Source organism: Stutzerimonas stutzeri, from assembly GCF_013522825.1.
Taxonomy (GTDB): domain Bacteria; phylum Pseudomonadota; class Gammaproteobacteria; order Pseudomonadales; family Pseudomonadaceae; genus Stutzerimonas; species Stutzerimonas stutzeri_AK.
The window spans coordinates 69,297-82,509 of the sequence record NZ_JAAMQZ010000012.1 but is presented as its reverse complement, the minus strand read 5'-3'; the positions used below and the strand labels follow the sequence as shown (position 1 = coordinate 82,509).

Annotated in this window: 9 protein-coding genes and 1 pseudogene; 8 read left to right on the top strand and 2 right to left on the bottom strand. The window is 63.8% G+C overall.

What is annotated here, in order from left to right:
• Positions 1 to 156: 156 nt before the first annotated feature.
• The gene (locus G7020_RS09775) at positions 157 to 1,341 is read right to left on the bottom strand and encodes an acetyl-CoA C-acyltransferase family protein (protein WP_058151126.1); all 1,185 of its coding nucleotides are present in this window, start codon (positions 1,339 to 1,341) and stop codon (positions 157 to 159) included.
• A gap of 149 nt (positions 1,342 to 1,490) precedes the next feature.
• Here G7020_RS09775 and G7020_RS09770 point away from each other — a divergent pair, with 149 nt between their 5' ends.
• The 3 genes and pseudogenes from G7020_RS09770 to G7020_RS09760 all read left to right on the top strand — a co-directional run.
• Entirely contained in the window at positions 1,491 to 3,512 is a 2,022-nt protein-coding gene (locus G7020_RS09770; protein WP_100548565.1) for a methyl-accepting chemotaxis protein, read from the top strand.
• A gap of 8 nt (positions 3,513 to 3,520) precedes the next feature.
• Positions 3,521 to 4,783 (top strand): MFS transporter, encoded by a 1,263-nt coding sequence (locus tag G7020_RS09765; RefSeq protein WP_371916381.1) that lies wholly within the window; start codon positions 3,521 to 3,523, stop codon positions 4,781 to 4,783.
• A 172-nt stretch (positions 4,784 to 4,955) separates the two neighbouring features.
• Positions 4,956 to 6,962 (top strand): annotated as a pseudogene (locus G7020_RS09760) (putative bifunctional diguanylate cyclase/phosphodiesterase); the annotation flags it as partial.
• Between the two features lie 131 nt (positions 6,963 to 7,093).
• Here G7020_RS09760 and G7020_RS09755 read toward each other — a convergent pair.
• On the bottom strand, positions 7,094 to 8,296 hold the full coding sequence (locus tag G7020_RS09755; protein ID WP_165284751.1) for an amidohydrolase family protein: 1,203 nt from the start codon (positions 8,294 to 8,296) through the stop codon (positions 7,094 to 7,096).
• A 145-nt stretch (positions 8,297 to 8,441) separates the two neighbouring features.
• Here G7020_RS09755 and G7020_RS09750 point away from each other — a divergent pair, with 145 nt between their 5' ends.
• The 5 genes from G7020_RS09750 to G7020_RS09730 all read left to right on the top strand — a co-directional run bounded on the left by G7020_RS09750 (position 8,442) and on the right by G7020_RS09730 (position 13,160).
• Complete coding sequence (locus G7020_RS09750) at positions 8,442 to 9,179, top strand: SDR family NAD(P)-dependent oxidoreductase (RefSeq protein WP_100548563.1); 738 nt, start codon at positions 8,442 to 8,444, stop codon at positions 9,177 to 9,179.
• A 222-nt stretch (positions 9,180 to 9,401) separates the two neighbouring features.
• Positions 9,402 to 9,911 (top strand): MarR family winged helix-turn-helix transcriptional regulator, encoded by a 510-nt coding sequence (locus tag G7020_RS09745; protein ID WP_100548562.1) that lies wholly within the window; start codon positions 9,402 to 9,404, stop codon positions 9,909 to 9,911.
• A 103-nt stretch (positions 9,912 to 10,014) separates the two neighbouring features.
• The gene (locus G7020_RS09740) at positions 10,015 to 11,079 is read left to right on the top strand and encodes a phosphotransferase family protein (protein ID WP_100548561.1); all 1,065 of its coding nucleotides are present in this window, start codon (positions 10,015 to 10,017) and stop codon (positions 11,077 to 11,079) included.
• 27 nt (positions 11,080 to 11,106) lie between these two features.
• Positions 11,107 to 12,414: an acyl-CoA dehydrogenase family protein gene (locus G7020_RS09735; protein ID WP_306426622.1), complete on the top strand. Its 1,308-nt coding sequence runs from the start codon at positions 11,107 to 11,109 to the stop codon at positions 12,412 to 12,414.
• Positions 12,414 to 13,160 (top strand): SDR family NAD(P)-dependent oxidoreductase, encoded by a 747-nt coding sequence (locus G7020_RS09730; protein WP_058151134.1) that lies wholly within the window; start codon positions 12,414 to 12,416, stop codon positions 13,158 to 13,160. Before G7020_RS09735 ends, G7020_RS09730 begins: the two co-directional genes overlap by 1 nt.
• The last annotated feature ends 53 nt before the right edge of the window (positions 13,161 to 13,213 follow it).

Sequence of the window (13,213 nt, the reverse complement as noted above, 5' to 3'; positions counted from 1 at the left end):
TATGGCTGGGTGGAAGGCCCGCAGCAATTACATGCCGACGTTCTCGTGCGACTCTTGATCTGTGTCAATAGGTGAATGAATGTCAGTTATTTTCTTGCGAAGTGGAAACGAAAAACCGGCCGCTGGGGCCGGTTTCTTGGTTCCAGAGCGTTGTCTTCAAAGGCGTTCGAGCACAACGGCGATACCCTGGCCGCCGCCGATACACATGGTCACCAAGGCATAGCGGCCGCCTGTCCGCTGCAGTTCATAGATCGCCTTGATGGCGATGATGGCACCGGTGGCGCCTATCGGGTGGCCAAGGGAAATGCCCGAGCCATTGGGGTTGACCCTGGCCGGGTCCAGGCCCAGTTCACGGCTGACGGCGCAGGCCTGGGCGGCGAAGGCCTCGTTGGCTTCGATTACATCGAGATCGCTCACTTCGAGCCCGGCACGCGCCAGAGCCAGGCGCGAGGCTGGCACGGGGCCGATGCCCATGTGCAGCGGGTCGACGCCGGCGTGGCCATAGGACAGCAGCCGGGCCATGGGTTTGAGGCCGCGTTGCTCGGCGGTTTTGCGCTCCATCAGAACCAGGGCAGCCGCGCCGTCGTTCAGGCCCGACGCGTTGCCGGCGGTGACGCTACCGGCTTCGCGGTCGAACACAGGCTTGAGCCGGGAGAAGTCTTCCGGCGCGGCGTCGCGGCGTACATGCTCGTCGGTGTCGAACCGCACCTGTACCCGGCCTTTGAGGGTGATCGGCAGGATCTGCTCGCGGAAGTGCCCCTGCTCGATGGCACGTGCCGCACGGCGATGGGACTCAAGCGCCAGGGCGTCCTGTTCCTCGCGGGAGATGCCATGGCTCTTGGCGACGTTCTCGGCAGTGATGCCCATATGTACGCCATGGAAGGGGTCGGTGAGGGCGCCTGTGAGCATGTCGGCGAGTTTCGCATCCCCCATGCGCGAGCCGAAGCGGTTGCTGCTGCTGGAGTAAGGCGCACGGCTCATGCTCTCGGCACCACCGGCCACCGCGACCTTGCTGTCGCCCAGCAGGATGCCCTGTGCGGCGCTGATGAGCGCCTGCAGGCCTGAGCCACACAGGCGGTTCAGCGTCAGAGCCGGTGCCTGCTGGGCGATGCCGGCCTGTATCGCCACTACCCGGCTGAGGTACATGTCGCGAGCCTCGCTGTGGATCACATTGCCGAATATCACGTGATCCACTTCGGTGCCCGATACACCGGCCCGGAGCATGGCCTCCTTCGTCACCAGGGTGCCCAGCTCCGTGGGTGGCAGATCTTTCAGGCTGCCGCCGAAGTCGCCGATGGCCGTGCGAACCCCACTGACGATCACCACTTCATGCTCGCTCATCTTCGTTCCTCATATTTGGCGTTGCACTATAAAGATAACTATTCGTCAGTTATTATCCTATGCTCGTCGCCGCCATTACCAGCGTTGCGGTGTGCCGCCGCACCACTTGAACACGACCCTGCCTGAACAAGAACAATGAGGGTATCGCCATGAAGTTTCTGCTGAGTCCCGGGATATCGCTGATGAATCGCCTGAGTTTCGCGATGAAGTTCAGCCTGATCTGTATCCTGTTCTTCATTCCGCTGCTGGGCACCAGCTACTACCTGGTGCGGGATGTTCATCAGCAATGGCGCGCTGCGCAAAACCTGCTCAATGGTCTGCCCCTATTGCAACGCGCCTTGACGCTGCACGATCGGCTCGGGCTTTTACAGGATCTGACGCTGATTCAAGAGCGGCTCAGCCCGTCCGACAGAACCAGCGATAGTGCCGCTACCATCAGCCGTGCCGAGCAGGAAGCGCTGGCGCTGGTCAGGCAGATGGCCGGGGACGATGCGTTGCTGGTCGCCGGTTTCGAGGAAAAGCGCGGCGAGATGCAGCAAGGTATCGAACAGCTCATTGCCCTTTCGGGGGCTGCGCCGAAGCGAGAATTGGCCGGACAGTTGGTTCTGCGTGGTGAACTGCTTCAGCAACATATCCTGGCCCACCTGGGCCTGAGTCGGGACGCACATCCGCTGGTACGGCAGGTCGGCGAATTGCTGGGTGTCACTGCCCCGGAGATCGTGCGCATGTTCCAGGGGGCTAGGCGGGAGGGGGCCGCTGCCCTGGGGCAGAAGTTCCTGGGAGGCAATAGCAGCATCCTGCTGGATCGTCTGGTGGAGGAGATCGAACAGGCTGGCGGCAGCTATGGACTCCAGCTCGACGGGGTGATGGCCGCTGCCCACGGCGATGTCGAGCTGACACGACTGGCCAAGCTCAGTCTGGAGAGCCTGGATGAGGCGCGCAGGCAGGTGGATGAGGAGGTGCTGAGCGCGGTGGACCTGACGGCCCCCTGGATGCCATTTTTCGAACGCATGAGTGGGCTCATCGAGCGACATCAACGGTTGAGCGAACAGGCACTCGCTGTGCTCGGGCAAGAATTGCAGGCGCGGGCAGCCGAGGCGAGCCGGCAGATGGTGCTGCTGATCACGGCCCTGGTCGGCGTGTTTCTGCTGATTCTCTACCTCTATGCCTCGTTCTACATGTCCACCCGGCGCACCCTCGGGCGCCTCGGGGAGGCCATGCAGCGCGTGGCCGCCGGCGACATGACCGCCAACCTCCTGGTGGACAGCCGCGACGAACTGGCGGACCTGGGGCGGGTATTCAACGGCACCGTCGGACAGATCCAGGAGCTGATCCGGCGGGTCAGCGGGGTGGCTGCCCAGGTCAACGATCAGACCGGGCAGGTACAGTCGATTTCCGCGCAAAGCTCCCGCGCCGCCACGGAGCAGCGCGCCCAGCTCGAACAGGTCGCCACGGCGATGAACGAGCTGTCCGCCACGGCCCAGGAAGTGGCGCGTGGTGCGGTCGCCGCCGCCGATTGCGCGCGCAGTGCCAACGACGAGACGGTGCGCGGGCGTGACCGGGTGCGCGAGCAGGTATCCGGAATCCAGCGGGTCGCCACCGAGATCGATCGTTCCATGCTGGTGATCAACCAGTTGGCCGCTGACAGCAATGCCATCGGCCAGGTGCTGGACGTGATCAAGAGCATCGCCGAGCAGACCAACCTGCTGGCCCTCAATGCCGCGATCGAGGCGGCACGGGCGGGGGAGCAGGGGCGTGGCTTCGCGGTGGTGGCCGATGAGGTGCGGACCCTGGCGCGTCGTACCCAGCAATCGACCACGGAAATCGAGCAGATGATCGCCAACCTGCGCCAGCGGGTGGGGGAAACGGTCGGGAGCATGGCCGAGAGTCACCGGGTCGCGGGTGCTACCGCCAGCGAGGCGGATCATGTCGAGGTGGCGCTGGACAATATCCTGCGCGCCATCGGCACCATCGTCGACCAGAGCCAGCAGATCGCCGCGGCGGCGGAGCAGCAGACCGCCGTATCCCTGGAAATCGACAAGAACCTGGTGGAGATCAACCAGATGGGCGCGCTGACCGCCGAGGGCGCCGAACGGGCCGAGCAGGCCAGCCAGGCGCTGCATGGGCAGGTGGATAACCTGCAGCAGGTCATCGGGACGTTCCGCATCTGATGGCCGGCATGACGCCACCGGGCCATCGACCCGACGCCGAGGACGCAGCGAGGAGCCCGGCGCTGCACGACACGCCTGCTGTCACGGCGCTGTCCCTGCCGCCTTTGCTGTTTGCCAACATGGCCTGCACGGTGGCCGTGGTCTCCTTCGTATCCCTGGCCGGACCGATTTCGCGCCTGCTCGGCCTGCAGCCTTGGCAGGCGGGCTTCGCCGTTACCCTGGGCGGCATCCTGTGGATGTTGCTGGCCCGCTTCTGGGGCGCGATGGCTGACCGCCACGGGCGCCGGCATACCTTGCTGCTGGGGGCGGCGGGCGTGACCCTGGCCTACTGGTGCATGTGCGCGGTGATCGTATTGTCGCTGCGCCTACTGCCTCCGGCGTTGCTGGCGTTTATCGGGCTGGTGCTCACCCGGGGGGCGGTAGGGGCCTTCTACTCGGCGATTCCCACTTCGGCCCAGGCCCTGATCGCCGATCACTATGCTCCGGCAGAACGTGCTGGCGCCCTGGCGGCGCTGGGAGCCTCCGGCGCCTTCGGTATGGTGGCCGGTCCGGCCCTGGCTGGTGTGCTGGCGCAGTCCAGCCTGACCCTGCCGCTGTATGTCACCGCGCTGTTGCCGGCCATCGGTTTCCTGGCCCTGTGGTACGCCATGCCGCGCCATGAGCAGCCGCGCCGTCGTAACGAGACACCGCTGCGCCTGGCCGACCCGCGCTTGCGTCGGGCCATGTCGGTCAGCCTGGTGGTGGTGACCGCCATCGGTGCCGCGCAGATGACCACGGGTTTCTATGCCCTCGATCACCTGCACCTGGAGCCGGTGGATGCGGCCCGTGCTGCCAGCCTGGCGTTGACGCTGACCGGTATCGCGATGATCCTGGCGCAACTGCTGGTGCGGCGCCTGGGCTGGTCGGCGCAGCGGCTCATCCGCATCGGTGGCCTGGTCGCGGCGGCGGGTTTCTTCATCACCGCGATGACGTCCACGGTCACGCTGCTGGCCGTCAGCTTCTTCATTTCCGCTCTGGGCATGGGCTGGCTGTTCCCGGCCTTCGCGACCCTGGCGACGAACGCCGTGGAGCCCCACGAGCAGGGTGCGGCGGCGGGGTCGATCGGGGTCATGCAGGGGTTGGGCATCGTGCTCGGTCCGCTGGCCGGGACGCTGTTGCACAGCGTCGGTGCGACGGTGCCATTCTGGGTGTTGGCGGTATTGCTGACGGTTACGGCGCTCTGGCCGTCAGGGGCCGGATCGGCCCTTGACTCCGGCAAGCACTCGCACTGAACTAAGTGCAAGGCACTTCTACTTCGTCTTGGAGGACTCAGTCATGAGTCAGTGGGGAGGACATCCGCCGCTATGGCCGATCCTCTGCGCGGGTGCGGAGCAACATTGGCCACAGGCCGCATCTTTGCTCAGCGCGTTGGGGAGTGCGGGCATTGGCGCGTGGTACTGGGAAATCGCCACGGGACGTTTCTACTGCACTTCGCTGGCACTGCAATTATTCGGGCTTGACGAAGAACCCTCCAGGCCAACCCAGTATCTCGACCTCGTTGCGCCAGAAGATCGCAACGAAGTGCGTCTGCTGTTCCACAATGCTCTCAATCACGCCGCTTCGCTTCCCATCACCCGCCACCGCATCTATTCGCCAGACGGTGATCTGCAATGGCTGGAAGTCAGCGGCAACCGTGAGTACATCGATGAAAAACAGTGCCTGGTTGGAGTACTCCGCAACCTCACGAACCACGAGCGACAGGCCGTTGAGGCACTGCTCGAAGCCGGAAGCAAATATGTCAAGGCCTTCCAGACCAGCCCCAACGCCATTCTGATTACCGAACGCCACAGCATGCGCATCATAGATGCCAACGATGGTTTCTACAGAATGACGGGTTATCACCTCGAGGAAATTTTCGGGAAGGTCAACCGGGAAGTCGGCCTTGAGCCGACGCAGCCGGAGGAGGCAGAAGCAGCGGCTTATCTGCTGCAGCGCGACGGCTGTATACGCCACCTGGAAACGAGTGGCAGGCACCGTGATGGTACGTTGCGTCGAGTCGAAGTGACGGCCGAGCCGATCATTGTGCAAGACCAGGAGTGCCTGTTGTTCACGATTCACGACGTTGGCAACCTGAAGACAGCTCAAGAGTCCATCGAGCATCTGGCCTATCACGATTCGCTGACCAACCTGCCCAATCGCGCCCTGCTGATGGATCGCCTGGTCCAGCAGATCGCCTTGCTCCAGCGCCACGACCTGCGCGGTGCCTTGCTGTTCCTCGATCTGGATAATTTCAAGCACATCAACGACTCGCTTGGCCACCCGGTCGGCGACGTCGTGCTGAAGATGGTCACCACCCGCCTGGAGGCCAGTGTGCGCCGGGAGGACACGGTGGCGCGCCTCGGCGGCGATGAATTCGTGGTGCTGATCTCCGGCCTGGAGGGCAAGCGTGCCGAAGTCAGCCGGCAGGCCCACCAGGTGGCGGAGAAACTGCGTGGTCTATTGGCCGAGCCGATGCTGCTGGATGGTCACCACCTGCAGGTAACCCCGAGCATAGGCATCGCCCTGTTGCCCGATCACGGCGACAACCCCACTGATCTGCTCAAGCGCGCCGACATCGCTCTTTACCGGGCCAAGGATTCCGGGCGTAACACTATCCAGATGTTCCACAAGGCCATGCAGGACGCCGCCAACGAGCGCCTGAGCCTGGAAAATGACCTGCGCCTGGCCCTGGAGCGTGGCGAGTTCGAGCTGTACTTCCAGCCGCAGGTGGATGCCCGCGACGACCGGGTGACAGGCGCTGAGGCCCTGCTGCGCTGGAACCACCCGAGCCTTGGGTCGCAGTCACCTGCACAGTTCATCCAGGTGCTGGAAGAGAGCGGACTGATTCTGGAAGTGGGTGCCTGGGTACTGAGAGAGTCTTGCCGCATCGCCGCGCAACTACTGGCGGACGGCTTGATCGACTGCCGTGATTTCCAGCTTTGCGTCAACATCAGTCCCCGGCAGTTCCGCCAGAATAATTTCGTCAACCTGGTCGAGTGCTGTCTGCAGAAAAACGGTCTGGCCGCCAATATGCTCAAGCTGGAGATCACCGAGAACATCGCCATCCAGAATCTTGACGACACTATCGGCAAGATGCACCGCATGAAGCAGCTCGGCCTGAGTTTCGCCATGGACGACTTCGGCACCGGCTACAGTTCGCTGACTTACCTCAAGCGTCTACCTGTGGATATGCTGAAGATCGACCGGTCGTTCGTCCGTGACGTTACCAATGACCCCAACGATTCGGAGATCGTTCGCGCCATCGTCGCCATGGCACGCAACTTCAACCTGCAGATGATCGCCGAAGGTGTCGAGCGGCATGAGCAACTGGAGTTGCTCATGCAGCAGGGTTGCTATCAGTACCAGGGCTACCTGTTCAGCAAACCCTTGCCGTTGGCGCAGTTCTGCCAGTTGCTCAAGGACAATCGCTGAAGCGTTAACGGAGGAAGCCGGACAGTCCTTGAGCGTCTCCCGTAGGATGGAGTGATCTGCATGATGGAATACCCATAACCAAAAAAGGGCATGGATGCGCTCCATGCCCTTTTTTGTGTTGCGCTATGGGGTCAGTCGCGCACGCCTTCCAGCAGACCCTTGAGGTTGCGGCACATCACGCGCTCAGCCTGCGCATCGCTGAGATCCTCGATGTCCTTGAAGAAGTCCCACGGATGGCTCAGGCCTTCCGGGTGCGGCCAGTCGCTGCCGAACAGCACGCGGTTGTCACCCATGATCTCGCAGATGCGCAGTACCGGATCTTCGTAGAAGGGCGAGATGAAGACGTGCTTCTTGAAGCTCGCTACCGGATCCTGCTTGAAGGCTTTGGGCATCTTCTTGTAGTTCATCTCCAGGCGCTCCAGCAGCGGTTCCAGCCAGGAGCTGCCGTTCTCCAGCGAGGCTACGCGCACGTCCGGGAAGCGGTCGAAGACGCCGTGGCAGACCAGCGAGGTCAGGGTGTCGGAAATGGCGCGGCCCATCCAGTCGAGGGTCTCGGCGAACGGATCCTTCTCGAAGGGGCGGAATTCACCCTTGCCGCCGGCGGTCCACCAGCGGTTGATCTTGTCGTAGCCGGAGTCGGAGACGTGCAGCATGACGAAGATCTTCGCCTCGTTGACGCGAGCCCAGAAGGGGTCGAACTCGGCCATGCCCGGCGCGCGGCCTTCCAGCGGGTTCTTGGTTCCGGCGACCGGGGCCGGGCGGATACCCACTACCCGGGCGCCGTGCTTCAGGACGAATTCGAGCTCTTCGACGGCACGGTCGACGTCGTACAGGTTGATCATCGGCACCGGGAACAGGCGGTTCTCGCGTGCGAAGCCGCACCCTTCGGCCAGCCAGCGGTTTGCCGAGTGCATCAGAGCGGCGATCACGTCCGGCTTGTCGGCCAGGCGTTCTTCGATCACCGAGGCCAATGTGGGAATGAACAGGGCGGCGTGGATCTTCTGCTCGTCCATCACCTTCAGGTGCGCGGCACCGTCGAAGAAGGCCGGATCCGAAGGTATCGGGTCACCGCCGAACTCACGCAGGGAGAGGCCATCGGGGTTTTCCCCGCGGTACCAGCCCTCGTGCGCACCTGGCGCAGCCACGACATCGAACGTCGGGTTGGGAATGTAGTCGCTGATCATCCCGCCGACGGCCAGTTTTGTGCGGCCGTTGATCTGCACGTACTGGAATTCCTTGCGGTACTCCTTGGGCAGGTGGGTCAGGAAGGCCTCTGGCGGCTCGTAGAAGTGCCGGTCGACATCGTAGATCGGATAATTGACGTTGCGCATCATGACCTCTGCTGACGGTCTGGTTGAATAATGAAACTGACTGTATGTTAGTTATGTGCGTGCGTCAATACACATGAAATATGGGTGGATTAACAGTTCTTAACTGACGTGTTGTCATCGGTTGGGCCGGTGGCCAGGAGAATGAAGAATGAGCAAGGTGTTGGCGGGGAAGGTTGCAGTGGTTGTCGGGGGAAGCAGCGGCATAGGCCTGGCGACCGTGATCGAGCTGCTGCGCGCTGGCTGTACGGTGCGCGCCACCGGCGTTTCCCAGGCGGAGATAGAGGCGTGTCGAGCGGATCCGGACGCTGCCGGTGCGTTATTCGACCTGCTCGATGTTCGCGATGGTGCGGCGGTGACGAACTATTTCGCGAGCCTCCCGCGCCTGGATATCTTGGTCAATTCCGCCGGTATCGGTCGAGGAGCGGCCGAATTCGAAGAGGAGGGTTTCCTGCAGACCCTGGAGATCAACCTCAACGGCACCATGCGCTGCTGCTATGCCGCGCGAGAGCTGTTGACCCACCAGGGTGGCTGCATCGTCAACCTCGGTTCGGTGATGAGCTTCTTCGGCAGCCCCACGGCGCCGGCCTATGCCGCCAGCAAGGGCGGCGTGGCCCAGCTGACCCGTAGCCTGGCGGTGGCTTGGGGCAAGGATGGCATCCGCGTCAATGCGGTGGCTCCGGGCTGGACCGATACACCTATGACCCGTGGTATCCAGGAGCATGCCACCGAGCGCAACGCCCGTGTCCTGGCGCGCACCCCGCTGGGTCGTTGGGCCCGGCCGGACGAGATCGCCTCCTGCATCCTGTTCCTGGCGTCCCCTGCGGCATCCTTCGTCACCGGCACTGTGCTGGCGGCCGATGGTGGATATATGGCCAACGGCCTTTGAAGAGAACCGTGCTCTGGGCGCGGCATTGTGTTACCCAAACGGGCCCGGCTTGCCGGGCCCGTTGTATTTCCGTTGCCTAGGCGCCGCGTGGTCGGCTTGAACAGGTGTAGGTCAGGGCATAGCCTTCGCAGCGTACACCGGCCAGGTCAGAGATCGGCTGGCAGGAAACTCATCAAGATAAACGACAGTGTGTCGTCAATTTGGTAATGAGGTGTCATATTCGTGGGCAAGACGTCCAATACAAGTGATGCAGTGACGTTCGACCATTCGGTCCACAGCGAGCAGGGTGCCCGCCTGGCCGAGCTGGTCGATGAGGTACTGCGTCTGCATGGCCGTGTGATGAGCGCGAGGAAGCCTGCCGTGCTGGGCAGTTCCGCCCAGATCTTTGTGCTCGCCTCGGTGGTTCTGGCGCAGGAGCCGCCAACCGTGGCGCGCATTGCGCGCAGCCTGGGCTACAGCCGTCAGGCGGTGCAGCGGGTGGCCGATGTGCTGGTGGAGGGCGGTTATGTCCTCTACGCGGACAACCCGCATCACAAGACCTCCAAGCAGTTGCTGCCCACCGACAAGGGGAAGCAGGTCTATGCCGAGGCCAACCGGGAAAGCGCGGAGTGGACCGAGCGAACCTCCCGTGGACTGGAGGCCGGGGAGCTGGAACAGGCATTGAGCGTATTGAGGCGAATTCGCCGGAATCTCGAGCAGGACAAACAACTGTCCGCGGGAGGGCCGGCCTGACGACAAGAAGCAGGTAATCGGGAGGTGAGTCGATGGTCGCGACAACGAGCAATCCACACCGCAACAGCAGGCGGGCGGTGCGGACAGTCAAGGGACGCAATGGATGACCACGACACTTCCCGATTTCGATGGCCTGCTCGACTGGACGGCCCTGGCTGCCTGGATCGACTCCGCTGGCCTGCCCGGCAATGGCCCGGTCACCGAGATCAGCCAGCTCAGCGGTGGTTCGCAGAACAATCTGTTTCTCATGCGGCGCGGCGACGCTCGTTTCGTGCTGCGTCGCCCACCTCGCCATCTGCGCGCTAACAGCAACGAAACCATGGCGCGCGAAGCCAGGGTGCTGGCGGCAATTGCCGATAGTGCCGTGCCCCACCCCCGCCTGCTGGCGGCCTGCACCGATGCCTCGGTGATGGGCGTCAACTTCTTCGTCATGCAGCCCCTGGAGGGTTTCTCGCCTGCTGGCTCATTGCTGGGGAGGTACGCCACGGACGCCAACTGGCGCCGGCGCATGGGTGAGGCGTTTGTCAGCGCCGCGGCCGCCCTTGGCGGACTCAATTATCAGGCGCTTGGCCTGGAAGGTTTCGGCAGGCCGCATGACTGGCATGGTCGTCAGGTGGAGCGTTGGCGCTCGCAACTGGATGGTTACCGTGACACGCCTGGCTATGGCGAGGCTTCGCTGCCCCATGTGGATGCGGTTGGCCGCTGGCTGTCCGACAACGTTCCGCAGGATGGCCGCATTGGTATCATCCACGGTGATTTCCAGTGGCCCAATGTGATGTTCTCCCTGGAGGCACCGCGCATTTCCGGGCTGATCGACTGGGAACTCTCGACCCTCGGCGACCCGCTGCTGGATCTGGCCTGGGTACTGACTTCCTGGCGTGAGCCGGGTGACCCCGAAGGTGGCGTTGGTGCCAAGCCAGTGGTCGAGCCCTGGGATGGCTTCATGAGCCGCGCCGAACTGATTGCCCTCTACGGCGAACTGAGCGGGCGCGACATGAGCGCCATGCCGTGGTTCTTCGTCCTTGCCTGCTACAAGCTGGCCTGTCTGCTGGAGGGCACCTACGCCCGCTCACTGATAGGCAAGGCGCCGCAGGAGATGGGCACCTACCTGCACGACTACGCCACCTGGCTGATGGCCAAGGCCCGACAACTTATCGCGGCCGCCTGACGCGGCTCCGTCGACACTGGGAGAACGATGACCATGTGGGACTTTTCCACCGAACCCGAATTTCAAGCCAGGCTGGACTGGATCGACCGTTTCCTGCGTGAGGAGGTGGAGCCGCTGGACGTGCTCTATCCCTCGGTCAGCGTGGTCTACGACACCCGCCACGCCAAATCTCGCGCGATCCTCAAGCCCTTGCAGGACAAGGTGCGCGAGCAGAAGCTCTGGGCCTGCCACCTCGACCCGCACCTGGGCGGCGAAGGCTATGGCCAGCTCAAGCTGGCACTGATGAACGAGCGCCTGGGGCGTTCGCTGTGGGCGCCCACAGTGTTCGGCACTGCCGCCCCGGATACCGGCAACGCCGAGATCCTCGCCATGTTCGGCAGCGAGGCGCAGAAGGCGCGCTACCTGCAACCGCTGCTGGACGGCGACATCGTGTCCTGCTTCTCCATGACCGAACCCCAGGGCGGTGCCGATCCGCGGGTGTTCACCACCACGGCGGTGCGCGATGGCGAGCACTGGGTGATCAGCGGCGAGAAGTGGTACTCCTCCAACGCCCGCTACGCCGAGTTCATCCTGGTGCTGGCGGTGACCGACCCGGACGCGCCGATCCAGAAGCGTATGTCGATGTTCATCGTGCCACGCGAGACGCCGGGGCTGGAGATCATCCGCAACGTGCCGCACATGGGCGAGCGCATCGAGCAGGACGAGGCCACCGAAGGCTATCTGCGCTACAACGGGGTACGTGTGCCGCTGGACCATCTGCTCGGTGACGTCGGCGGCGGTTTCGCCGTGGCCCAGGCGCGCCTAGGCGGTGGACGCATCCACCATGCCATGCGCACGGTCGGCCAGTGCCAGCGTGCTCTTGACATGATGTGCGAGCGCGCCCTGAGCCGGCATACCCAGGGCACCTCGCTGGCGGAAAAAGGCACGGTGCAGGCGATGCTAGCCGATACCCAGATCGAGCTGGAACAGTTCCGCCTGCTGGTGCTGAAGACCGCCTGGATCATCGATAACAGCCACGGCGATCCGCGCCAGGCGCGGGCGCATATCGCCATGGTCAAGGTGGCGATGGCGAAGATCTATTACGAGATCGTGCGCCGCGCCATCCACCTGCACGGCTCCCTCGGCGCCACCTTCGAGACGCCGCTGGCCTACATGTGGAACAACGTGCCGACCATGGGCCTGGCCGACGGGCCGACCGAGGTCCACCAGATCACCGTGGCCCGCGAGCTGCTGCGCAAGTACAAGCCCGCCGAGGGCCTGTTTCCCAGCGAGCACCTGCCGCCGAAGATCGCCGCCGCGCGTGCACGCTATGCCGACATCCTGGGAGCGCAGTGATGAGCAGGAACAATCCGTTCGATCTCAGTGGCAAGGTCATCCTGGTCACCGGGGGCAGCCGTGGGCTGGGTTACCAGATGGTCAAGGCCTTCGCCGAGCAGGGCGCCGACCTGATCATCGCCAGCCGCAAGCTGGAGGCCTGCGAAGCCGTGGCCGGGGAAGTGCGCGCCCTGGGCCGACGCGCCCTGGCGGTGGCCTGCCATGTCGGCAAGTGGGACGAGGTGGAGCGTCTGGTGGAGGTGGCCTACACCGAGTTCGGACGCATCGACGTGCTGGTGAACAACGCTGGCATGTCGCCAGCGGTGCCCAGCCACGAGGTGAGCGAGGAACTGTTCGACAAGGTGCTTGGCCTCAACTTCAAGGGGCCGTTCCGCCTTGGCGCGCTGGTTGCCCAGCGCATGGCGGCGGGCGCGGGTGGCTCGATCATCAACGTCAGCAGCACCGGTGGCATCCGCCCGTCGCCGCAGATCATCCCCTATGCCGGGGCCAAGGCGGCTCTCAACGCCATGAGCGTCGGTCTGTCCCTGGAGTACGGGCCGAAGGTACGGGTCAACACCATCTCCGCCGGGCCTTTCCTTACCGACATTGCCAAGGCCTGGACTCCAGAAATGCGCGAGACCTGCGGCAATGCCCTAGGCCGCCCCGGGCGCCCGGAGGAAATCGTCACCACCGCGCTGTACCTGGCCAGCCCCTGCTCCAGTTACACCACGGGCGCGCTGATCAAGGTGGATGGCGGCCTGCCATAGCACGGCGGCCGGAGCGCTATCCGGCCAATCCGTCCTTCACGTCATACAACAAG